Source organism: Pseudomonas sp. PF05 (assembly GCF_056521845.1).
Genome location: NZ_JBWLPW010000012.1, coordinates 120,047 through 141,518, shown reverse-complemented (window position 1 = coordinate 141,518; position 21,472 = coordinate 120,047). Strand labels below are relative to the sequence as shown.

Sequence of the window (21,472 nt, the reverse complement as noted above, 5' to 3'; positions counted from 1 at the left end):
AAAAATCTGTTCCGCTTCAAGTGCTTAGCCTTGGGGAAAGGCATTGTGACAGCGCTGTGACGCAGGCCTGGCAAGGGCTGAAGCTCTATTGGAGGGGGTGTTGCGATTGAAGAAGTAAATTTGTGTAGGCTCTTTCGGGCCTCAACGAAGGATCTTTCAAACTACTGGTGCTATATACAGGTGCCGGTGCGATACTGGTGGCCCGATTCGTCGCACACTCTGCTTCTTTATTTATGACGCAACGTAAGATCATCCACGTCGACTGTGACTGTTTCTATGCCGCCATCGAGATGCGCGATGACCCGCGGCTAGCCGGCAAGCCCTTGGCGGTGGGAGGCTCGGCGGATCGGCGGGGCGTGATTGCCACCTGTAACTACGAAGCGCGTGCCTACGGGGTGCGCTCGGCCATGTCCTCCGGCCACGCCTTGAAGCTTTGCCCGGACCTCACCATCGTCAAACCACGGATGGATGCCTACCGGGAAGCGTCGAAGGAAATTCATACGATTTTCAGCGATTACACGGACCTGATCGAGCCGCTGTCCCTGGACGAGGCCTACCTGGATGTCTCCGCCAGCGCCCATTTCGGTGGCAGCGCCACCCGCATCGCCCAGGACATTCGCCGACGGGTTTCCAACCAGTTGCACATCACCGTGTCCGCCGGCGTCGCGCCGAACAAGTTCCTGGCCAAGATCGCCAGTGACTGGAAAAAGCCCAACGGGCTGTTCGTCATCACCCCCGACCAGGTCGATGATTTTGTCTCGGCCCTGCCGGTCAGCAAGCTCCACGGTGTTGGAAAGGTCACCGCCGATAAGCTGAGCCGGCTCGGCATCGTCGATTGCCTGCAGTTGCGTCAATGGGACAAGTTGGCACTGGTGCGCGAATTCGGCAGTTTTGGTGAGCGGCTCTGGAGCCTGGCCCGTGGGATTGATGAGCGGCTGGTGCACAACGACAGCCGACGGCAGTCCATCAGTGTGGAGAACACCTACGATGTCGACCTGCCCGACCTGGTGAGCTGCCTCGACAAACTGCCGGAACTGATGGAAACCCTCAACGGGCGCATGGCACGGATCGACAGCAGTTATCGACCGGGCAAGCCGTTCGTCAAAGTGAAGTTCCATGATTTCACCCAGACCACGCTGGAGCAGGCCGGGGCAGGGCGGGACTTGGGCAGCTACCAGTTGCTGTTGACCCAGGCGTTCAATCGGGGCGGCAAGCCGGTGCGGTTATTAGGGATAGGGGTGCGGCTGGAGGATTTGCGCGGTGGGTTCGAGCAGTTGGAGTTGTTTGAGCGGTGAGACTGACAATGAGTGCCCTGCTTGGCGCGGTCCTTGTGGCAAGGAAATCTTGTGGGAGCAAAGCTTGCTCGCGATGACATCCTTGAGGCCGCCATCGCGGGCAAGCCTTGCTCCCACAGGCCTTGCTCCTACAGGTCTTGCTCCCATAGGTCTTGCCCTCACGCAATTTCTCTCGCCACAGGGGGCGTTTCAGTTCGCGCCAGGATCCGCCACCAAGCGTCCGCCATCCTTGGTCAGCGCTTTCATGAACTCGCTCTGCAACTCCGGATCATTGCGCGTCAGTTCGATCAGGCTCTGTTCCAGTTCGCTGGCCTCTTCTTCTAGTCCCAGCTCCGACAGGCGCTTGACTCGATGCACCCACTGGCTCACCTCGTCGTCTTCCAAGTCGTCGTAAATCAACGCGTGGGCTTCCAGCAGCTTGCTGCGCAAGGTGCTGCTGATGCTCAGGGATGAGTCGGTGTGCACTTCGTCCAGGGCATCCGTCACGCTGATCTGCAATTTGCCGAATTGGCTCAGGTCCTGCTCGGCGAACGGGCTTTCCAGCAGGTTCAAGCGCAGCACGCCGTTACGGTCGGTGCTCAGCTCGAAGGTCTGCCGGGCGGCCTTGACTTCCACCGGGCGTTCGCTCCAGGGCAGGCTCGAGTGTTCCGTGCGCTTGTCGCGCTGGACTTCGTCAATGCCCGCCAGGTTCTGCTGGGCACGGCCATGGGAAGGGACGTTCATGAACGGGTTGAGCCCGGCGAAACCGTAGCTGATCCAGTCACGGGTCACGGTGTCCGGCAGGTTGCCGAGGGCGAACACATTGACCACGTTCGCGCCGACACCGGCCACCACGGCCACCGCGCCCAAGGGGATCTCGTAAATCTCCCGCCAGGGTTGGTATGGCGTGTAGCGATCGTAATGGCGAGTGACCTCGAACTCAGTGACTTCGAAGGTCTTCTGCTCATTGATCCGCACCCGACGCTGCGGCAGGTCGAGCACCTTGGGTTCGCCTACGTCGATCTGCAGGCTGTGGTCGAGCAATTTTCGCTCGACCCGCTCTTCGTGCTCGCTGCGCTGCGACATTTGGTTGGCACAGCCGCTGACCAGCAGGGCGCCGCACAGGGCGGCGCCACCGAGGCCTAAGGTGTTTCGCTTGAACATGACGTCTCTATCTGGTGTCAGCGGCGGATACGGGCCTGGAGGAACGACAGCACGTCGGCGACCGGCAGCGCTTGCGGCTCGGCCTCGGTGCGGCTCTTGTATTCCAGGTTGCCTTCGGCCAGGCCACGGTCACTGACGACGATCCGATGCGGGATGCCGATCAGTTCCATGTCCGCGAACTTGATGCCGGGGCTGGTTTTCTTGTCGCGGTCGTCCAGCAGCACTTCGAAGCCGGCGGCCGTCAATTCGGCGTAGAGCTTGTCGGTGGCTTCGCGCACCAGGTCGGTTTCATAGCGCAGCGGCACCAGGGCGATCTGGAAAGGCGCCAGTGTGTCGCTCCAGATGATCCCCTTCTCGTCGTTATTCTGCTCGATGGCGGCAGCCACCACGCGGGAAACGCCGATGCCGTAGCAACCCATTTCCAGGGTAACCGGCTTGCCGTTCTCACCCAGCACTTCGCACTTCATCGCCTTGCTGTACTTGTTGCCCAGCTGGAAAATGTGCCCGACTTCGATGCCCCGCTTGATTTCCAGGGTGCCCTTGCCGTCCGGGCTCGGATCGCCGGCCACGACGTTGCGCAGGTCCGCGACGGTTGGAACCGGCAGGTCGCGTTCCCAGTTCACGCCGAAATAGTGCTTGTCGTCGAGGTTGGCGCCGATGGCGAAATCGCTCATCAACTCCACCGAGCGGTCGATAATGATCGGCAGTGGCAGGTTCAACGGGCCGAGGGAGCCGGCACCGGCGCCGATGGCGTCGCGCAGTTCGGCTTCGGTAGCCATGACCAGCGGGCTGGCGACGCCTGGCTGGTTGGCGGCCTTGATTTCATTGAGTTCGTGGTCGCCACGGACGATCAGGGCGATCAGCTTGCCGGCTTCTTCTGCATGCACGATCAGGGTCTTGATGGTGCGCTCGATCGGCAGGTTGTAGCCTTCCACCAACTGGGCAATGGTCTTGGCGTTTGGCGTGTCCACCAGGCGCAACTCTTCAGTCGGCGCGGCGCGGGAGGTTTCCCGTGGCACGGCTTCGGCTTTCTCGATGTTGGCGGCGTAGTCGGAGCCATTGCTGAAGACGATGTCGTCTTCGCCGGACTCGGCCAGGACGTGGAATTCGTGGGAGCCGGCGCCGCCGATAGAGCCGTTGTCGGCTTCAACCGGACGGAATTTCAGGCCCAGGCGGGTGAACACGTTGCAATACGCCTGGTGCATGCGGTCGTAGGTGACTTGCAGCGAGGCCAGGTCGGTGTGGAACGAGTAGGCGTCCTTCATGATGAATTCGCGACCGCGCATCAGGCCGAAGCGTGGACGGATTTCGTCACGGAATTTGGTCTGGATCTGATACAGGTTGATCGGCAGCTGCTTGTAGCTGCTCAACTCGTTGCGCATGAGGTCGGTGATCACTTCTTCGTGAGTCGGGCCCGCACAGAAGTCGCGACCGTGACGGTCTTTGATGCGCAGCAGCTCAGGGCCGTATTCTTCCCAGCGCCCCGATTCCTGCCACAGCTCGGCCGGTTGGGTGCTCGGCATCAACACTTCCAGGGAACCGGCAGCGTCCATCTCTTCGCGAACGATGGCTTCCACCTTGCGCATGACCCGCAGGCCCATCGGCAGCCAGGTGTACAGGCCCGAGGCGAGTTTGCGGATCATGCCGGCACGCAGCATCAACTGATGGCTGATCACGACGGCGTCGGAAGGCGTTTCTTTCTGTGTGGCGAGCAAATATTGACTGGTGCGCATGGTTGGCCGTTGTCGGTTGCTGATGACGAGAAGTGACGGAGCATTGTACGGGCGAGATGCCCTGGCGTACAGGCGCGTGGCCGGTCGCCCGGTGCGAACGCCGGTTTCCCCGGCGTTTTCTGAAGTTTCCTACGATTCTTCCGCGGGCCGGGTGGCCGTCGGTTCCTCAGTGGGCATCGAGCCCTGGCGACGGTTCTCCTGGAACCAGTGCAAGGCGATCAGCAGCAGGGTTGGAACGCCCAGCAGCGCGGTGATCAGGAAAAAGTCGTGATAGCCGAATTTCTCCACCATCACGCCCGAATAGCCACCGATCAGGCGCGGCAGCAACAGCATGATCGAGCTGAGCAGGGCGTATTGGGTGGCGGAGAACTTCAGGTTGGTCAGGCTCGATAGATAGGCGACGAAGGCCGAAGTGGCCAGGCCGGAGCTGAAGTTGTCCAGGGAAATGGTGACAATCAACATCTGCAGATTGGCGCCCATGTCGGCGAGCATCAGGAAGAGGATATTGGTGCCGGCCGAGGCGACACCGCCGATGAACAGGATGGGCAGGATGCCGAAACGTACGATCAGCAGGCCGCCCATGCCGGCCCCGACGAGGGTCATGATCAACCCGAAAATCTTGCTGACGCTGGCGATCTGGTCCTTGGTGAAGCCCTGGTCGATGTAGAACACGTTGGCCATGACCCCCATGACCGTGTCGGACATCCGATAGGTCGCGATCAGCCCGAGCAGCAGGAGGGCCTGCCAGCGGTAACGCAGGATGAAATCGTTGACCGGCGTCAGCACCGGCGCCAACCCGCGGCGACCCACGGCCGAGAGGCACAGGGCGGTCAGGATGATATAGAGGATGGCCCGCAGGAACGCGCGGTCTTCGAGCAGCAGGTCGAGCAGGCTGACGCCCTCGAACAACACGCTGGCGAAGTCGGTGTTGTAGAGCTGGGTGAACATCGCCGGGACAGACACCAGCAGCACGATCAGTACGAACACTGACGCCAGTTGATGGGCGAACGAGTAGCGCCCGGCCTGCAATTGGGTGCGCAGCGGCACCGGTGGTTCGCGCATGAACAGTGAGGTGAGTAGCGCCGGGACCATCAATACGCCGAACAGCAGGTAAGTGCCGGCCCAGGCCGAGTGTTTGTAGCTGAAGCCGGTGGAGCCAAACCCTTCGGCGAAGAACAGGGCGCCAGCGGTAGCCAGCAGTGCGGCGATGCGGTAGCCGGACATGTAGCTGGCGGCGAGGGCGGCCTGGCGGGTGTCGTCGGCGATTTCCAGGCGATAGGCGTCGACGGCGATGTCCTGCGTCGCAGAGGCGAAGGCTACGATGACGGCGATGGCGATCAACCATGACAGGTGTTTCTGTGGGTCGCAGAAACCCATGCCGATCAGGCCGAGGATCACCAGGCCCTGGGAGAGCACCAGCCATGAACGTCGACGCCCGAGCTTACCCAGCAGTGGCAGGCGCCATTGGTCGAGCAGCGGCGACCAGACCCATTTGAAGGCATACGCCAGGCCGATCAGGCTCGCGTAGCCGATGGTTTCGCGGGCCACACCGGCTTCGCGCAACCAGACCGAAAGCGTGGAGAACACCAGCATGTACGGCAAGCCGGCGGCGAAGCCAAGCAGCAACAGCACGAGCGTCGAGGGACTGGCATAGGCGGCGAGGGCGGCGCGCCAGGTTTTACGGGGCATGGGCTGGAGTCTGCCTCAAAAATTGCGAAAACAAAGCGCGCACTCTAACCGCTGTGCTCTACCGGGCGCCAGCCATGGCGCTGAATATCAACACGATTGTTCAGGACACTGATCCCTTCCATGCGTAGGCGTGCGCGCTGTTCATCCCCTGAGGCGCTGCCCGCCGGCAGGCTGATCCGACCGCCGGCACCCAATACCCGATGCCAGGGCAGTTTCGTGTCGTTCGGCAACTGGCTGAGGGTCCGCCCGACCCAGCGTGCGGCACGGCCCAGGCCGGCCATTTCAGCGAGTTGGCCATAGGTGACCACCTTGCCCGCTGGCACCTGTGCCAGGGTCAGGTAAAGGGTGGTACGGCGGATTTGGGCGGCATTCTCGGTATTCAGGGATGCATCAGTCACGTTCAGGCGTCCGAAATAAAGAGGGTGTATGGCCGTTTGTAGGTTAAGTCCTGTAAAGCTGGTTGAGAAATGAACTCATTACAAATACGTTGGTCAGTCCTTGCTGAGGTGTCGTCCCGGGGGATAATGCCGCCTTTTCACCGCGAACTTGAGCTCTTTATACGCTTATGTTGTCTAGAACCCTGCTTTGCCTGGCTGTTGCCAGTGCCTCCATGCCCTTGCTTGCCGACACAGTCTGGTTGAAGAATGGGGACAAACTCAGTGGCAAGATTACCGTTTTCGATGGCGGCAAGTTACTGATCCAGACCGACTACGCCGGTGCGATTCCCATCGACTGGAAGCAGGTCAAGACCCTGGAGAGTGACCAGCAGCTCTTGGTCAAGCAGGACGCCTATACCGGTGAGAAAGCCAAGGCGCTGCAGGCGGCCGAGGATGGCAAGGTCACCTTGGCCAACGGTGATGCGCCCAAGACCGTTGAGCTGGCCAGTATCCAGCAGATCCTCAAGCCCAAGCCGGTGGTCGAGGACTTGGTGTGGAAGGGCAACATCGATGCCGCGCTGGATTACCAGCGTGCGGAAAAAGACACCGACGATTACGACGTCGACTTCAAGACCTCGGCACGTCATGGCAGATGGCGGCACACTGCCGAAGGCGAATACAACCGTGAATTCCAGGATGACGTGGTTTCCACCGATAACTGGCGCCTGGAATATTCCCTCGACCGGTTCTTGACGGACAAATGGTTCTGGCAAGGCCGCCTGAATTACAAGCGTGACAAAGTCGAAGATCTGGCGCGCCAGCGTGTGGTCGGTACCGGTCCGGGTTATCAGTTCTGGGATGATGAGCTGGGCGCGTTCTCGCTGGGTTCGCTGTTGAACCGCACCGATTATGAATACCGCGACGGCGGCAAGGACAACTTCTACTCCGTCGCCATGAAGTGGGACTACAACCGCTACCTGATTGGCAAGCGCGTCGAGTTCTTCACCAACGGCGAAGTGGGCAAGCCGCTGTCCGGCGTGGCGGAGTACGCCTATGACGCCGAAATGGGGCTGCGCTACAAGGTCACCGACTGGGCCTCGCTCAACCTCAAGGCCGAGAAGGATGTCATCGAGGGCACCGAAGACAGCGACTTGAGCAAGACGCGCTACACGGCTGGGTTTGGCGTGACCTGGTAATCCCGGCTAACCAAAAAACCAATGTGGGGGCAACTGTCTTGGATGGTTTATTTAGCCATCCTTTCCAGGGACAGCAAGACTCCCACAGTTTTTTGTGCGCGGGTAAAACTGGGACTCGTTATCAAAAATGCCCTGTCGGCTGATTCGGTTACAGAGCTTTTTGGTAAGCAATGATGATGGGCGGTTCAGTTAGTCGGGCTGGGTCTTTGTCCGCGTTGACATTCCTGCTCGCGTACACCATCGGTGTATTTGCAGTCTTCCACTAGCTTTCCATCGTCAGTCCAGTATTGGCTGGTGCCGTGGCGTTTGTTATCCCGATAGTGAATGGATGAGCGCAGCTGACCGTTTTTCGCCCAGTTTTTGACGTGACTCTGAAGCTGCCCATCTTTGTAAATTTTGTGCTCCTTGAGTTGGCCATTTTCATGCCATTGCTTGAAATCTCCCTGCTCGCGCTTATATTCGTCCCACTGCCATTCGATTGTTTGGGTACCCTGCTCGTTCCAGAGAGCGTAGCTGCGCTGAGTCCCGCGCTGATGGGACTCCTTTCTTTTGGTCTTGCCATTGGGAAAGTATTCGACCACCCAGCCATCAGGCTTACCGTTGAGCAAGTTCCGAGATAGCTGGAGCGCGCCATTTTCAAAATAGATGGGGCTGAAGCCTTGAGCTTTGCCACGAACGAAGAATGTGCGGCTTCTTAGCTTACCGTTCGGGTAGTAAGCCAGGGCAGGCCCGTCCCACACGCCAGCCTTATAGCTGGTTCGGCCAATCACCCTTTGGTTTTCGTCATATTCAAGATACTCACCGTCCTCCAGCGTGCCTTGATGCCACTTGAAGGATTCAGCGATGTTGCCGTTGTCGTGATAGGTGGTTTGCCAACCGTCCAGCTCATTGTTCAGGTGATTTTGTCGCTGGATGATCACGCCATCTTGGGAGTAGGTCAGCGACTCTCCCTGGCGTAGGCCATCCCCATCATTTTGGTAGAGATGGTGTAGCTGCCCGTTTGGATAATAGGCTTTGGCTTCGAATACGGGGCGGCTTGAAGCGAAATCTTCCGCATTTACGAAGTAGTCGTAGCGCAGAGCTCGGGAGTTGACGTAAAAAACTTTCGCCCGCCATGCCTGGCGTTTGCTGTCGTAAGGCATAGGCATTTCCAGGTAATAAGCCGCGAGACTTTTTCCCGTTGGTTTATAGTCCTCGTCCAGAAAAAGTTTTCCGTCGACCAGCGTAGCGGTCAACTCGCCGCATTCTTCGGGGGTACAGGGGCGGACTTTTTCAAGAAAAGCGCGTTTGCGTTCGCAGTTTGAAAGTGTCAAGAGAAGAGGGATTTTCTGGTCTATCAGATCCTGAACTTCGCCAAGTGCTCGCCGAAACGATTCATCTGGCACCCCTATGGATTCAGGGGTGAGGTAAACCTCGTTGCTCCCGCAGGAGTGAGGTGTAGAGAGGGTCAGGCGTGCTGCGGCTCTTAACTGTATTGCGGAGTGGCCGTTAACCTCTGGACCTTTCGCCAGGTACGTGGCGCGAGGATTCATCGCTGTTATGACCGAAGGGTGATCAGGTCGTGATTCTGCATTGAGGGGAGGGGCAAAAACGAGTAGTGCTGCGTGGAGCGCCTTCCAGGAAATGAACTGCATCCTGCTTCTTCCATGTGATTTTCAGGGTGCGAATCATATAGAGCGGAAGCGGGGCTGAGGGCTGGTAAAACACACGGACACAAAAAAAGCCCCGCTTTTGAGGGCGGGGCTTTTTACTAAAGCAAGGACAAGTTAGATAACTTGAACTTCTTCAGCTTGCATGCCTTTCTGACCGCGGGTAGCGATGAAAGAAACCTGTTGGCCTTCTTTCAGGCTTTTGAAGCCGTCGGATTGGATAGCTTTGAAGTGAACGAACAGGTCGTCACCGGATTGTGGGGTGATGAAGCCGAAGCCTTTTTCATCGTTGAACCACTTAACGGTACCGGTTTGGCGATTAGACATGGTGTAACTCCTTGAACAAAGATAACTGCGACTCAGGAAGAACCCTGGCCGAGACTGAGTGCAAAGAGCAGGAAAAATTCTTGTAGATGGTTGGATCGAAATTCAACATATCGTGTAGAGATTCTCAGTGACACAAGCAACACAGTGGCGCCACCTTAACCCTTTTTCCAGAATGTGCCAATGGTCTTTGCGAAGGTTTCTCTTATTTGGTGACTGACGGCGCGGGCGATGGCCGGCAGGACCCGGAAATCAAGGCGGATCGGCGAGATTTGCGTACCGCGCTTTGAACCCGGCCCCGCGCCCCGGTAAGATGCCGGACGTATTTTTTCCACCTCGCTATTTCAGGAAACCGCCATGAGCATCAAATCGGACAAGTGGATTCGCCGCATGGCGCAAGAGCACGGCATGATCGAGCCCTTCGTCGAACGCCAGATGCGTGGCGAAGGCGCCGACCGGCTGATCTCCTTCGGTGTCTCCAGCTACGGCTACGACGTGCGCTGCGCCGACGAATTCAAGGTGTTCACCAATATCAATTCGGCCACCGTCGACCCGAAGAACTTCGACGAGAAGAGCTTCGTCGACGTCAAGAGCGACGTTTGCATCATCCCGCCGAACTCCTTCGCCCTGGCCCGCACTGTCGAGTACTTCCGCATTCCGCGCAATGTACTGACCATCTGCCTGGGCAAGAGCACCTACGCCCGTTGCGGCATCATCGTCAACGTCACGCCGCTGGAACCCGAGTGGGAAGGCCACGTGACCCTGGAATTCTCCAACACCACGACCCTGCCGGCGAAAATCTACGCCAACGAGGGTGTGGCGCAGATGCTGTTCCTGGAATCCGATGAAGAGTGCGAAGTCTCCTACAAGGATCGTGGCGGCAAGTACCAGGGCCAGCGCGGTGTAACGCTACCGCGCACCTGATTCTGACGAACAGTTGGAATTCCTGGGCGGGCAGACACTCTATTGCGTGTACTGCCCGTTTTTGTGTCAGCGCAACGGGCTTCGCCCAGGAGTGCTCTATGAAGATCGATCCGCGAATCAGTGCCGAACTGGCAAGGCTTGAGCCCAATCAGATCGGCGTCATGGCCTGGTCATTGCTGGCCCATCCTGTCGAAGCGGCGGGCGGCATCCCTGGCCAGCCCGATCCCGATACCCCCAACGAACAACCCACCGAACCCGGCGAACCCACCCTGCCGGACGAGCCGCCTCCTGCGCCTGTTGCCTGACGAGACGATGGCCCGCCTGCGATAGCACAGCGTGCTTCAACTGACGGGCCATACTTCGTTATCGCCGATGACAAAAATTTTGCAATCGTTGTCCTGCCCGACCCGGTAGCCGCCCGTGAACGCACCGAAGGCCGGTAGCAGGCTGATGTCACTGCCCAGCCGGAAGCAAGCCAGGCGCAGGTGTTGCCGGCCCTTGCCGCTCAGGTGATAGACCGGGTGCACGTGACCGGCCAACACATGGCGGCTGGGATGTGGGGCAGGCTCGTGTTGCACGGCGAAAGGGCCCAGAAGCAACGGCTCCGGTACGACGCGAATGTTCAGCGCTGGCGGTGGGTCACCGGCGCGTTTGTCGTGGTTGCCACGAATCAGCGTCATGGCCAGGAGCGAATGTCGCTCACGCCAATCGGAAAGTGCCCGCAAGGTGCCGGGCGCATGAGAACCGGGGCCGTGGAGAAAATCCCCGAGAAAAATCAACTGTCGGCACGGCAGGCTTTCCAATAATGCATCCAGTACGGCGATGTTGCTGGCGGTGGTGCCGTGGGGCACCGGTTGCCCGAGGCTGCGATAGGCGGCGGCCTTGCCGAAATGAACATCGGCCACCATCAGGGTTTCCTGGGCGGGCCAGTACAAGGCTTTTTCCGGGAGCAACCAGAGTTCTTCGCCGGCCAGGCTGACGGGATAAGGCGCTGGCATCAGGCGTCACCGCGATCGGCAGTTTTTTCCAGTTCGCTGACCATCCGTCGGATGCGGTCGGCGAGCTTTTCCGAGCTCATGCTTTCCCGGAACCGCTCCACCAGCAGCGGAAACCCGAGCGGGGTGGGGCGCTTGATCATGTGCAGGTCCAGTTTCAGGGTATTGAGACGTTGCAAGGTCTGCTCCAGTCGACGGATATCCAATTCTTCACGCAAGACTTCCTCCCCGGCCTGGGCCAGCAAGAGATTGTCGGCGTCGTATTGCTTGAACACCTGGAAGAACAACCCGCTGGACGCCTGTACTTGCCGGGTGCTTTTCGGCGCACCGGGATAGCCGGCGAAGACCAGCCCGGCGATCCGGGCGATTTCGCGAAAGCGCCTGAGGGCCAATTCCCCGGCGTTCAGGCTCGCGAGCACGTCGGTCAGCAGGTGATCGACGCTCAGCAGGCCCGGGGTCAGGTATTGCGACCAGTCCACTGCCGTGGCACTGAGCAGTTCCAGGCCGTAGTCGTTGACCGCAATGGAAAACGTCAGCGGCTGTTGCCGGCTGACACGCCAAGCCAGCAGGCTGGCCAGGCCCAGATGAACCTGGCGTCCGGCAAACGGGTAGAGGAATAGGTGCCAACCTTCCCGGGACTTGAGGGCTTCGGCCAGCAATGTGTTTTGCGTGGGCAAACCGGACCAGCGTTGTTGGGTAGACAGCAGGGGGTGGACAGCGTGCATCTCCGGGCCCTCGAAGTGGCCTGCGGCGGCTTCGCTCAAACGGGCCACGACGGCGGCGGCCAGTTCGCTGGAGAGCGGCATGCGTCCGCCGTTCCAGCGCGGCACAGCGGCCTTCTTGGCCTGGCTGCGTCGCACGTAGGCGGTCATGTCTTCGACCCGGACCAATTCCAGCAACCGCCCGGCGAACAGGAAACCGTCACCGGGACGCAGGCGGGCGATGAAGCCTTCCTCTACGCTGCCCAGGGTCTTGCCGCCGCCGCCCTTGCTCCAGAACTTCAATTGCAGGCTGGCATCGCTGACGATGGTGCCGATGCTCATGCGGTGACGCCGGGCCAGGCGTGCGTCAGGCACTCGCCAGACCCCGTGTTCGTCCGGTTCGACGCGTCGGTAATCGGGGTAGGCGGTCAATGACAGGCCGCCATGGCGCACAAAAGCCAGGGCCCAGGCCCATTCGGCCGGGTTGAGGTCGCGGTAGGCCCAGGCACCGCGCACTTCCTCGAACAGTTCTTCGGGAACGAAGCCGCCGCCCAGGGCCATACTCACCAGGTGCTGCACCAGGACATCCAACGGCTTGTGGGGCGATTCGCGCGGTTCGATGCGCCGTTGGGCCACGGCGTCCTGCGCGGCGGCAGCCTCGACCAACTCCAGGCTATGGGTCGGCACCAGCGTCACCCGCGAGGCCCGGCCCGGTGCGTGGCCGGAGCGCCCGGCGCGTTGCATCAGCCGCGCTACGCCCTTGGCCGAGCCGATCTGCAGCACCCGTTCCACCGGCAGGAAATCCACCCCCAGGTCCAGGCTGGAGGTGCAGACCACCGCTTTGAGCTGGCCGTTCTTCAATGCCTGTTCCACCCAATCCCGGGTGTCACGCGAGAGCGAGCTATGGTGCAGGGCGATCAGCCCGGCCCAATCGGGCCTTGCCTCAAGAAGCACCTGATACCAGATTTCCGATTGTGCCCGGGTATTGGTGAACACCAGGCAACTGCTGCTGGCGTCGATTTCGGCAACGACCTGGGGCAACATCTTCAGGCCGATGTGTCCGGCCCATGGGAAACGTTCAAGGGCCGGGGGTAATAGCGTGTCGACCCGCAGTGCCTTGCCATCGGCCCCCTGCACGCTGATCCCGTCGCCTTGCGGGATCAATACCTGCTCGGCGTGGGCCTGGTTGCCCAGGGTCGCGGACACGCCCCAGACGATGAGGTCGGGATGCCAGTGCCGCAAGCGCGCCAGGGCCAGTTGCAATTGCACGCCACGTTTATTGCCGAGCAACTCGTGCCATTCATCCACCACGACCATGCGCAGGCTCGAGACGGCGGTGTGCGCATCGGCCCGGGCGAGGATCAGGGTCAGGCTTTCGGGGGTGGTGATCAGCGCAGTAGGGAGGCGTCGGCCCTGGCGCGCGCGTTCGCTGGCGCTGGTATCGCCGGTGCGCAGGCCGACGCTCCACGGCAGGTGCAGGTCTGTCAGGGGCGCTTCGATGGCTTTGCCGGTGTCTGCAGCCAGTGCGCGCATCGGCGTGATCCACAGGACGGTCAGCGGTTCGGCCGACGGCTTGCGTTTGCGCGGTTTATCCGGCGCCGGTGCTGGCCGGGCGAAACGGTTGAGGGCGGCAAACCAGACGGCGTAGGTCTTGCCGGCACCGGTACTGGCATGCAACAGCCCGGACTCCCCTCGCTTGACCGCGGCCCATACTTGCTTCTGAAAGGCGAACGGCTTCCAGCCGCGGGCATCGAACCACTGTTTCGCGAAATTGTTGGATGTCGCCATGCCTGTCGCGTGCGCCCTGAACGTCTTCTTTCAGTGACCACGGCGAGAGATGAAAGGTTTAATGAACAACATCGCGGCGAGGGCGCATGCTCTCGCGGGTCGTAGGAGCTGCCGAAGGCTGCGATCTCTTGATCTTGATCTTGATCTTTCGCTTGAGATTCAAGTGTCTGGGGAAAGATCGCAGCCTCGTTGCACTCGACAGCTCCTACAACGTACCCCTGCGCGAACTTGTTCCCTCGCTACAAAAAGCAGGCTGTCAGGTATGCCGGGGCTTATTTCAGGTTGCCGCTGAGAAACTGCTTGAGCCGTTCACTCGTAGGATTGCCCAGCACGTCTTCCGGCCTGCCTTCTTCTTCCACCAAGCCCTGGTGCAGGAACAATACCTGGTTCGAGACTTTGCGAGCGAAGCTCATTTCGTGGGTCACCATGATCATGGTCCGGCCTTCCTCGGCCAGCCCCTGTATCACCTTCAGCACTTCGCCCACCAGCTCCGGGTCCAGGGCCGAGGTGGGTTCGTCGAACAGCATCACCTCCGGCTCCATCGCCAGGGCGCGGGCAATGGCCACGCGTTGTTGCTGGCCGCCGGAGAGAAACGCCGGGTATTGCTCGGCGACCCGTGCCGGCAGGCCGACCTTGTCGAGATAGCGACGGGCGCGGTCGTCGGCTTCCTGCTTGCTGACCCCCAGCACCCGGCGCGGCGCCATGGTGATGTTTTCCAGCACGGTCATGTGGCTCCACAGGTTGAAATGCTGGAACACCATGGCCAGGCGCGTGCGGATGCGTTGCAGTTCGTCGGCATCGGCCACGTGCATGCCGTGGTGGTCCTTGATCATCTGGATCGGCTGGCCGTCCAGGCTCATGGCGCCGTCGTTGGGTTGTTCCAGGAAGTTGATGCAGCGCAAAAAGGTACTTTTGCCTGAGCCGCTGGCGCCGATGAGGCTGATGACGTCGCCGGTCTTGGCCTTGAGCGAAACGCCCCTGAGTACTTTATGTTCGCCATAGCTTTTGTGCAGGCCTTTGATGGTCAGTTTGTACATGGAGCTTGCATCCTCAAGGCGAAAGTAGGTAGCCGCTGCGATAGGCTTCGGTGCCGGCGACATGGGCGATCACCATGCCGGCCGTGGCCATGCGGCGCAGCGAACGGGCGTATAGCAGCCCGGCGTTACGGCAATGAACAGGGGTGACGGTGTCGTTGACCGGGTCGATGACTTCTGCGATCAGTTGCCCCGCCTCCAGGTATTCGCCGGGCAGGGCGCTGAAGACCAGCAGCCCACCCACGGGCGTGGTCACCGGCTCGACAGCGGCCAGTGGCGTGGCCGGGTAGGGCAGCTTGGGCATTGGCATCGGTTCGCCGTCGATGGCGCCGAAGCGGATCAGGTAGTTGATCAAGGCTTGGCAGTCGAGGCTGGCCAGCCCGTGGTTGACGTCACCCTGGCCACGCAATTCCACGGTGACCGAAAAGCTGCCCAGGGGAATCTCGAAGCGGTCGCCGAAGCGTTCCTTGAGTTGCCACCAGAGCAGGGTGAAGCATTCGTCGAACGACTGGCCGCCCGAATCGGTCGCCAGCAGGCTGGCTCCGGCACCGATGTAGCGTGCCAGCGGCTCGACCTGCGGCCAGGCTTCGGGTGTGGTGTAGAGGTGGGCGACGGCTTCGAAGTCGCAATGCAGGTCCAGCACCATGTCGGCGTCGCAGGCCAGCCGTTGCAGGGCCAGGCGCAGGGATTGCAATTGCGTGCCTGGGGTCTGCCGGGCAAGGGCGTCGCGCAGGCTGGTGCGGATCAGCATCAGGTTGTGCTGCGGATCGTCGGTGAGCAGGTCCTGGATTTCGTTGCCGATCTCTTCGCTCAGGTCGAGGAAGCGGCGGTTGAAGTTCTGCCCGCTCTCGGTTTCGTAGCGACCCAGGGGCACGTCCATCAGCACTTGTTCGAGGCCGATAGGATTGGCGACGGGCACCAGTACGATCTCGTGCCGCAGGCGGCCCGACGCTTCGAGTTCGGCCAGGCGCTGCTTGAGGTGCCAGGCGACCAGCATGCCGGGCAGTTCATCGGCGTGCAGGGACGACTGGATATAGATTTTGCCAACGGCTTTTTCCGGGCCGAAGTGGAAGCTGTGAATCTTGCGTGCGGTCCCCGGTACCGGGGACCGCAGGTCATGGATCTGGTGGCGCATTTGCGTGTGTGTCCTGGAACAAAAGCCCTAGTGGGTCGGCCCGAGAAAGGCCAGCCAGCGGCGTTCGGCGAGGCGGAAGAGGCCCACCAGTGCAAAGGTGACGGTCAGGTAGATCAGTGCGGCGATCCCGAACGACTGGAACGTCAGGAACGTCGCCGAGTTGGCGTCCCGGGCGACTTTCAGCACGTCTGGAACGGTAGCGGTGAACGCCACGGTCGTCGAGTGCAGCATCAAGATGACTTCGTTGCTGTAATACGGCAGCGAGCGTCGCAGCGCCGAGGGCATGATCACGTAGGTGTACAGCTTCCAACCGGTCAAGCCGTAGGCCTTGGCCGCTTCGACTTCGCCATGGTTCATGCTGCGAATCGCCCCGGCGAAAATTTCCGTGGTGTAGGCGCAGGTGTTCAAGGCGAAGGCCAGGATCGTGCAGTTCATCGCGTCGCGAAAGAAACTGTCGAGTATGGGTTGGGCGCGCACCGCCTCGATGCTGTAGATGCCGGTGTAGCAGATCAGCAACTGGATATAGAGCGGCGTGCCACGGAACAGGTAGGTGTAGAACTGCACCGGCCAGCGGACGTAGACCTTGGGCGACACCCGGGCGATGGACAGCGGAATGGATACCACAAAGCCGATCAGCAGCGAGGCGCTGAGCAGCCACAGGGTCATGGCCAGGCCCGTGACGTTGACGCCATCGCTGTAGAGGAACGGTCGCCAGTATTCTTGCAGAAGTTCGATCATCGCACCGCCTCCCGTGCTCCGGCGGCGTACCGGCGTTCAAGCCAGCGCAGGATGATATTGGAGGCGCTGGTGATCAGCAGATAGATCAATGCCGCCAGCACCAGGAAGTAAAACAGCTGGTAGGTGCTCTTGCCCGCATCCTGGGCTGCCTTGACCAGGTCGGCCAGGCCGATGATCGACACCAGCGCGGTGGCCTTGAGCATCACCATCCAGTTGTTGCCGATACCCGGCAGGGCAAAGCGCATCATTTGTGGAAACACCACGAAGCGGAAGCGCTGGCCACGCTTGAGGCCATAGGCCGTGGCGGCTTCGACCTGGCCCCGGGGAACCGCGAGGATCGCGCCGCGAAAGGTTTCGGTGAAGTACGCGCCATAGATGAAGCCCAGGGTGATCACCCCGGCGCCGAATGGGTTGATCTCGATGTATTCCCATTCCATGAAGTCGGTAAACGAGGTCAGCCAGGTTTGCAGGCTGTAGAAGATCAGCAGCATCAGCACCAGGTCGGGCACGCCGCGGATCAGCGTGGTGTAGAGCTGGGCAGGGATTCGTAGCAGCTTGACGCTGGACAGCTTGGCGCTGGCGCCCAACAGGCCGAGCAAGACGCTCAACAACAGGGACAGGGCCGACAGCTTGATGGTCATCCAGGTGCCTTGCATCAGCAGCGGGCCAAAGCCCTGCAGGCTGAAGGCGGAGAGCCCCAGATTTTGTAGGAGTTGTTCGAACATGAAAGAGGCCTTTGGCAGAAAAAAAGCGCCCATCCGAGACCGGATGGGCGCCGCGCATTATTTGCCGCTGTACAGATTCAGATCGCCAAAGTGTTTTTTCTGGATTTCGGCGTACTTGCCGTCGTCGTGTAACGCTTTGATACCTTTATCCAAAAGTGCCTTCAGCTCTTTGTTACCTTTCTTGATACCGATCGCAGTCTTGGATGGCAGCAGTTCGCTGTCCACCGGTTTGCTGACTTCGTAGCCTTCGCCTTTTGGCGACTTCAGGAAGCCCAGCTCTGCCTGGAGCATGTCCTGGATCGCGGCATCGAGGCGGCCGGAGGTCAGGTCGGCATAAACCTGGTCCTGGTTCTGGTAGGCCTGGGTCTTGACGCCGGCCTTGTCCAGCACGGCCTTGGCGTAGGCTTCCTGGATGGTGCCTTGCTCGTAGCCGACGGTCTTGCCTTTGAGCGAAGCAACGTCTTCGCTCAGGCCCGAGCCCTTCTTGAAGACATAGGCCGTTGGGCCGGAGAACAGCTCGCTGGAGAAGTCGATGGCTTTTTCGCGGGCCGGGGTCACGGTCATGGAGGAGATCACGCCGTCGAACTTATTAGCCTTGAGGCCCGGGATCATGCCGTCGAAATCGCTTTCGACCCACCTGCATTTAACTTTCAGTTCCGCGCAGATCGCATTGCCCAGGTCGATGTCGAAACCGACCAGGCTGCCATCGGCGGCCTTGGATTCAAACGGGGCGTAGGACGGGTCGACACCAAAACGCAGTTCCTTGTATTCCTTGGCCGTGGCGACGCCAGCAGCCATGCACAACGCCAGTGCAGAAAGGGTCAGCAGTGCTTTTTTCATTATTCAATCCCTAAAACCAATATGAGCGCGTATGGCGCGTAAGTATTGTTACCGGTGAAGGTGAGAACGGTCTGACGGCATAAAGGTAGCAATTTCCGAACCAGAGTGCCGAACAAGTGTTTTAAAAGCTTCGGCGGCAGGTAACGGAATGCGATGGTGCGCGGGGATGAGCGTACATCAAAAGTTGCACCAGGATGGAGCGAACTCCTGTTGGGCTCTGTAGGAGCTGCCGAAGGTTGCGATCCTTTGATCTTGATCTTTTGCTCAAGATTCAATTGTCTGGGACAAGATCGCAGCCTCGTTGCACTCGACAGCTCCTACACAGCTCCTACACTGCTCCTGCAACGCGCCCGGCGGGAGCAAGTTATTTCAGCAGATCCTGCAGCGTCGCCAGTGTGTCGGCCTCGTCGACGTGCTTGTCCTGGCGCCAGCGCAACATCCGTGGAAAGCGTACGGCGATCCCGCTCTTGTGGCGATTGGACAGGGCGATGCCTTCGAACCCCAGTTCGAACACCAGGGTGGGCGTGACGCTGCTCACCGGGCCGAACTTCTCCACGGTGGTCTTGCGCACGATGCTGTCGACCTGGCGCATCTCAGCATCGGTCAACCCTGAATAAGCCTTGGCAAACGGCACCAGTGTGCGCTCGCGACTGTCCGGCGGGTTGTCCCACACAGCGAAGGTGTAGTCGCTGTACAGGCTGGCGCGCCGGCCGTGGCCGCGCTGGGCATAGATCAGCACCGCGTCGACGCTGAAGGGGTCGATCTTCCATTTCCACCACACGCCCATGTCCTTGGTGCGACCGACGCCGTACAGCGCATTGCGGGCCTTGAGCATCATGCCTTCGACACCGAGGCGACGAGAGTCTTCGCGTTGCCGGGCGAGGTCGAACCAGTCCTGACCGGTAATTGTCGGCGACGGCAACAGCACCGGGCTGTGAACTCGGGCTATCAGCGCCTCCAGCCGTTCGCGGCGTTCGGCCTGAGGGCGGCTGCGCCAGTCCTCGCCTTGCCATTCCAACAGGTCATAGGCCATCACCACCACCGGGGCATCATCGAGGATTTTCTTGCCCAGGGTCTTGCGACCGATGCGCTGCTGCAACAGCGCGAAGGGTTGCACCGCTGGTTGCAGCGGCGTGTCCGGGTCGAAGGCATCATCGGTCACCGGCCGGGCGGTTTTCCACACTACGATTTCGCCATCGATCACGGTACCGTCAGGCAATACCTGCGCCAGGGCGTGCAGTTCGGGGAAGCGCTCAGTGACCAGTTCTTCGCCTCGGGACCAGACCCATAAATGGCCATCGCGCTTGATCACCTGGGAACGGATGCCGTCCCATTTCCATTCCACCTGCCAGTCGCTGGCCGGCCCCAGCAGGGCGTCGAATTGCTCCACCGGGGCAGACAAGGCATGGGCCAGGAAAAACGGATAAGGCTGGCCGCCGCGCTGGGCATGTTCATCGTCGGTTTCGGCCGCGATCAGCTTGAGGTAACTGGCAGCCGTCGGACGATGGGACAGGTCGGTGTAGCCCACCAGGCGCTGGGCCACCCGCTTGCTGTCCAGGTTGGCCATGCCGGCCAGGGCCCGGGTTACCAGCAGTTTGGACACGCCGACGCGAAAGCTGCCGGTGATGAGCTTGATGCACAGCATCAGGCTCGGCCGGTCCAGTTGTGCCCACAGCGTTGGTAATCGCAGCGCCAGCACCTCGGGCGATTCGCCACGCAATGGCAGCAATTTTTCCTCGATCCACAGCGCCAGGCCCTCGTCGGAGCGGTGGGGCGACTCCGGCAGCACCAACGAGATGGTTTCGGCCAAATCGCCCACGGCCTGGTAGCTCTCTTCGAACAGCCACGCAGACAGCCCGGACACCTGCACGGCCAACTCCCGCAGGATTTTTACCGGCACCAGTTGCCGTGGACGCCCGCCGGACAGGAAATACACGGCCCATGCCGCGTCCTGGGGCGGGGCCTTGGTGAAATAAGCCTGCATGGCGGCAAGCTTGGCATTGCTGGAGGTGGTGGCGTCCAGTTCGGCGTACAGCTCGGCGAAGGCTTTCATGGCGCCTCCTCACCGCTGTCGGTGGCCGTGGCGAGGTCTTCTTCGTTGTCGCCGTATTCGGTGCTGAACCCTTGGGCATCGAGGCCTTGCTCGCAGAGGTGGCGCACCAGCACGCTTACCGAACCGTGGGTGACCATCACCCGCTCGGCGCCGGTCTGTTCGATGGCCCAGAGCAGGCCTGGCCAATCGGCGTGGTCGGACAGCACAAAGCCCCGGTCCACGCCGCGCCGCCGCCGCGTACCGCGCAGGCGCATCCAGCCGCTGGCGAAGGCGTCGCTGTAGTCGCCGAAGCGACGCATCCAACTGCTGCCCCCGGCAGAGGGCGGGGCGATCACCAGCGCCTGGCCCATGATCGGGTCGTTCTTGTTGATGTCGCTGGCATAAATTGTCGGCGGCAGGTGAACGCCGGCCTCACGATAGACCCGGTTCAGCGGCTCCACCGCACCGTGGGCCAGGATCGGGCCGAGGCTTTCATCGATGCCGTGAAGAATCCGCTGGGCCTTGCCGAAGGAATAGCAGAACAACACGCTGGCTCGGCCGGCGGCGATGTTTGCGCGCCACCACTGGTTGATCTCGTCGAAGACCTGCGCCTGGGGCTGCCAGCGGTAGATGGGCAGGCCGAAGGTCGATTCGGTGATGAAGGTATGGCATTTCACCGGCTCGAACGGGGTGCAGGTGCCGTCAGGCTCGACTTTGTAATCCCCCGACGCCACCCAGACCTCACCCTGGTATTCCAGCCGCACCTGGGCCGAGCCCAGCACATGGCCGGCGGGGTGAAAGCTCAAGGTTACGCCATGGTGCGACAGGCGTTCGCCGTAGGGCAGGGTTTGCAGGTTGATGTCCTGGCCCAGGCGTGAACGCAGAATGCCTTCGCCGGGGGCCGCTGCCAGGTAGTGTTGGTTGCCGCTGCGGGCATGGTCGCCGTGGGCGTGGGTGATGACCGAACGTTCTACTGCACGCCACGGGTCGATGTAGAAATCCCCGGGCGGGCAGTACAAGCCTTCGGGGCGGGCAATGACAAGATCCATGCAGTCACCGGAGCGATGGGCTTGTCAGGTAGAGGCGAGGGTGAGGGGAGAAGTTCTATCGGATTTTCGGGGGGCAGGATCGGGTGACGGGATGGACAGATGTGG

19 protein-coding genes are annotated in these 21,472 nt (G+C 60.8%); 4 read left to right on the top strand and 15 right to left on the bottom strand.

The window, feature by feature from the left end; all coding sequences use genetic code 11:
- The first annotated feature begins 233 nt into the window (after nucleotides 1–233).
- Nucleotides 234–1,295, top strand: coding sequence for a DNA polymerase IV (dinB, locus tag AC09SL_RS20290; RefSeq protein WP_058546704.1), 1,062 nt, complete (start codon nucleotides 234–236; stop codon nucleotides 1,293–1,295).
- A gap of 189 nt (nucleotides 1,296–1,484) precedes the next feature.
- Here dinB and AC09SL_RS20285 read toward each other — a convergent pair whose 3' ends face one another.
- From AC09SL_RS20285 to AC09SL_RS20270, 4 genes are all read right to left on the bottom strand, one after another.
- Entirely contained in the window at nucleotides 1,485–2,438 is a 954-nt protein-coding gene (locus AC09SL_RS20285; protein ID WP_058546705.1) for a hypothetical protein, read from the bottom strand.
- A gap of 17 nt (nucleotides 2,439–2,455) precedes the next feature.
- On the bottom strand, nucleotides 2,456–4,171 hold the full coding sequence (locus AC09SL_RS20280; RefSeq protein WP_058546706.1) for a proline--tRNA ligase: 1,716 nt from the start codon (nucleotides 4,169–4,171) through the stop codon (nucleotides 2,456–2,458).
- 129 nt (nucleotides 4,172–4,300) lie between these two features.
- The gene (locus AC09SL_RS20275) at nucleotides 4,301–5,860 is read right to left on the bottom strand and encodes an AmpG family muropeptide MFS transporter (RefSeq protein ID WP_058546707.1); all 1,560 of its coding nucleotides are present in this window, start codon (nucleotides 5,858–5,860) and stop codon (nucleotides 4,301–4,303) included.
- 44 nt (nucleotides 5,861–5,904) lie between these two features.
- Nucleotides 5,905–6,258 (bottom strand): MGMT family protein, encoded by a 354-nt coding sequence (locus AC09SL_RS20270; protein WP_058546708.1) that lies wholly within the window; start codon nucleotides 6,256–6,258, stop codon nucleotides 5,905–5,907.
- 167 nt (nucleotides 6,259–6,425) lie between these two features.
- On the opposite strand from AC09SL_RS20270, the gene AC09SL_RS20265 reads away from it, so the two are divergent.
- Nucleotides 6,426–7,433, top strand: a complete 1,008-nt coding sequence (locus AC09SL_RS20265) for a DUF481 domain-containing protein (RefSeq protein WP_058546709.1) — start codon at nucleotides 6,426–6,428, stop codon at nucleotides 7,431–7,433.
- A gap of 185 nt (nucleotides 7,434–7,618) precedes the next feature.
- Here AC09SL_RS20265 and AC09SL_RS20260 read toward each other — a convergent pair whose 3' ends face one another.
- Nucleotides 7,619–9,067 carry a toxin-antitoxin system YwqK family antitoxin gene (locus tag AC09SL_RS20260; RefSeq protein WP_058546710.1) on the bottom strand — a complete coding sequence of 483 codons (1,449 nt, stop codon included), beginning with the start codon at nucleotides 9,065–9,067 and terminating at the stop codon, nucleotides 7,619–7,621.
- A gap of 132 nt (nucleotides 9,068–9,199) precedes the next feature.
- Nucleotides 9,200–9,409, bottom strand: coding sequence for a cold-shock protein (locus AC09SL_RS20255; protein WP_002554837.1), 210 nt, complete (start codon nucleotides 9,407–9,409; stop codon nucleotides 9,200–9,202).
- A gap of 354 nt (nucleotides 9,410–9,763) precedes the next feature.
- Here AC09SL_RS20255 and dcd point away from each other — a divergent pair, with 354 nt between their 5' ends.
- Entirely contained in the window at nucleotides 9,764–10,330 is a 567-nt protein-coding gene (gene dcd / locus AC09SL_RS20250) for a dCTP deaminase (protein WP_003184751.1), read from the top strand.
- A 98-nt stretch (nucleotides 10,331–10,428) separates the two neighbouring features.
- Nucleotides 10,429–10,635 (top strand): hypothetical protein, encoded by a 207-nt coding sequence (locus tag AC09SL_RS20245; protein ID WP_003184748.1) that lies wholly within the window; start codon nucleotides 10,429–10,431, stop codon nucleotides 10,633–10,635.
- A 36-nt stretch (nucleotides 10,636–10,671) separates the two neighbouring features.
- On the opposite strand, the gene pdeM is transcribed toward AC09SL_RS20245, so the two are convergent.
- The 9 genes from pdeM to AC09SL_RS20200 all read right to left on the bottom strand — a co-directional run bounded on the left by pdeM (nucleotide 10,672) and on the right by AC09SL_RS20200 (nucleotide 21,367).
- Complete coding sequence (pdeM, locus tag AC09SL_RS20240) at nucleotides 10,672–11,328, bottom strand: ligase-associated DNA damage response endonuclease PdeM (protein ID WP_058546711.1); 657 nt, start codon at nucleotides 11,326–11,328, stop codon at nucleotides 10,672–10,674.
- A complete protein-coding gene (locus AC09SL_RS20235; protein ID WP_058546712.1) occupies nucleotides 11,328–13,814 on the bottom strand; it encodes a ligase-associated DNA damage response DEXH box helicase in 2,487 nt (828 codons plus the stop codon). Before AC09SL_RS20235 ends, pdeM begins: the two co-directional genes overlap by 1 nt.
- Before the next feature lie 272 nt (nucleotides 13,815–14,086).
- Nucleotides 14,087–14,851: an ABC transporter ATP-binding protein gene (locus tag AC09SL_RS20230; protein ID WP_058546713.1), complete on the bottom strand. Its 765-nt coding sequence runs from the start codon at nucleotides 14,849–14,851 to the stop codon at nucleotides 14,087–14,089.
- Between the two features lie 13 nt (nucleotides 14,852–14,864).
- Nucleotides 14,865–15,983 carry a succinylglutamate desuccinylase/aspartoacylase family protein gene (locus AC09SL_RS20225; protein ID WP_058546714.1) on the bottom strand — a complete coding sequence of 373 codons (1,119 nt, stop codon included), beginning with the start codon at nucleotides 15,981–15,983 and terminating at the stop codon, nucleotides 14,865–14,867.
- A gap of 27 nt (nucleotides 15,984–16,010) precedes the next feature.
- Nucleotides 16,011–16,721 carry an ABC transporter permease gene (locus tag AC09SL_RS20220; RefSeq protein ID WP_058546715.1) on the bottom strand — a complete coding sequence of 237 codons (711 nt, stop codon included), beginning with the start codon at nucleotides 16,719–16,721 and terminating at the stop codon, nucleotides 16,011–16,013.
- A complete protein-coding gene (locus AC09SL_RS20215) occupies nucleotides 16,718–17,446 on the bottom strand; it encodes an ABC transporter permease (protein ID WP_058546717.1) in 729 nt (242 codons plus the stop codon). The genes AC09SL_RS20220 and AC09SL_RS20215 overlap by 4 nt, the downstream gene beginning before the upstream one ends.
- Before the next feature lie 57 nt (nucleotides 17,447–17,503).
- The gene (locus tag AC09SL_RS20210) at nucleotides 17,504–18,286 is read right to left on the bottom strand and encodes a transporter substrate-binding domain-containing protein (RefSeq protein ID WP_058546716.1); all 783 of its coding nucleotides are present in this window, start codon (nucleotides 18,284–18,286) and stop codon (nucleotides 17,504–17,506) included.
- A 364-nt stretch (nucleotides 18,287–18,650) separates the two neighbouring features.
- Nucleotides 18,651–20,339 (bottom strand): ATP-dependent DNA ligase, encoded by a 1,689-nt coding sequence (locus AC09SL_RS20205; RefSeq protein ID WP_058546178.1) that lies wholly within the window; start codon nucleotides 20,337–20,339, stop codon nucleotides 18,651–18,653.
- Entirely contained in the window at nucleotides 20,336–21,367 is a 1,032-nt protein-coding gene (locus AC09SL_RS20200; RefSeq protein WP_058546179.1) for a ligase-associated DNA damage response exonuclease, read from the bottom strand. Before AC09SL_RS20200 ends, AC09SL_RS20205 begins: the two co-directional genes overlap by 4 nt.
- Nucleotides 21,368–21,472 lie beyond the last annotated feature (105 nt).

Bases quoted from the DNA above. Each gene is read 5' to 3' on its own strand.
- AC09SL_RS20255 (WP_002554837.1), bottom strand. From the start codon at position 9,409: ATGTCTAATCGCCAAACCGGTACCGTTAAGTGGTTCAACGATGAAAAA.
- AC09SL_RS20280 (WP_058546706.1), bottom strand. From the start codon at position 4,171: ATGCGCACCAGTCAATATTTGCTCGCCACACAGAAAGAAACGCCTTCC.
- AC09SL_RS20245 (WP_003184748.1), top strand. From the start codon at position 10,429: ATGAAGATCGATCCGCGAATCAGTGCCGAACTGGCAAGGCTTGAGCCC.
- AC09SL_RS20285 (WP_058546705.1), bottom strand. From the start codon at position 2,438: ATGTTCAAGCGAAACACCTTAGGCCTCGGTGGCGCCGCCCTGTGCGGC.
- AC09SL_RS20220 (WP_058546715.1), bottom strand. From the start codon at position 16,721: ATGATCGAACTTCTGCAAGAATACTGGCGACCGTTCCTCTACAGCGAT.
- AC09SL_RS20230 (WP_058546713.1), bottom strand. From the start codon at position 14,851: ATGTACAAACTGACCATCAAAGGCCTGCACAAAAGCTATGGCGAACAT.
- AC09SL_RS20235 (WP_058546712.1), bottom strand. From the start codon at position 13,814: ATGGCGACATCCAACAATTTCGCGAAACAGTGGTTCGATGCCCGCGGC.
- AC09SL_RS20210 (WP_058546716.1), bottom strand. From the start codon at position 18,286: ATGAAAAAAGCACTGCTGACCCTTTCTGCACTGGCGTTGTGCATGGCT.
- dcd (WP_003184751.1), top strand. From the start codon at position 9,764: ATGAGCATCAAATCGGACAAGTGGATTCGCCGCATGGCGCAAGAGCAC.
- AC09SL_RS20225 (WP_058546714.1), bottom strand. From the start codon at position 15,983: ATGCGCCACCAGATCCATGACCTGCGGTCCCCGGTACCGGGGACCGCA.
- pdeM (WP_058546711.1), bottom strand. From the start codon at position 11,328: ATGCCAGCGCCTTATCCCGTCAGCCTGGCCGGCGAAGAACTCTGGTTG.
- AC09SL_RS20215 (WP_058546717.1), bottom strand. From the start codon at position 17,446: ATGTTCGAACAACTCCTACAAAATCTGGGGCTCTCCGCCTTCAGCCTG.
- AC09SL_RS20260 (WP_058546710.1), bottom strand. From the start codon at position 9,067: ATGCAGTTCATTTCCTGGAAGGCGCTCCACGCAGCACTACTCGTTTTT.
- dinB (WP_058546704.1), top strand. From the start codon at position 234: ATGACGCAACGTAAGATCATCCACGTCGACTGTGACTGTTTCTATGCC.
- AC09SL_RS20275 (WP_058546707.1), bottom strand. From the start codon at position 5,860: ATGCCCCGTAAAACCTGGCGCGCCGCCCTCGCCGCCTATGCCAGTCCC.
- AC09SL_RS20265 (WP_058546709.1), top strand. From the start codon at position 6,426: ATGTTGTCTAGAACCCTGCTTTGCCTGGCTGTTGCCAGTGCCTCCATG.
- AC09SL_RS20200 (WP_058546179.1), bottom strand. From the start codon at position 21,367: ATGGATCTTGTCATTGCCCGCCCCGAAGGCTTGTACTGCCCGCCCGGG.
- AC09SL_RS20205 (WP_058546178.1), bottom strand. From the start codon at position 20,339: ATGAAAGCCTTCGCCGAGCTGTACGCCGAACTGGACGCCACCACCTCC.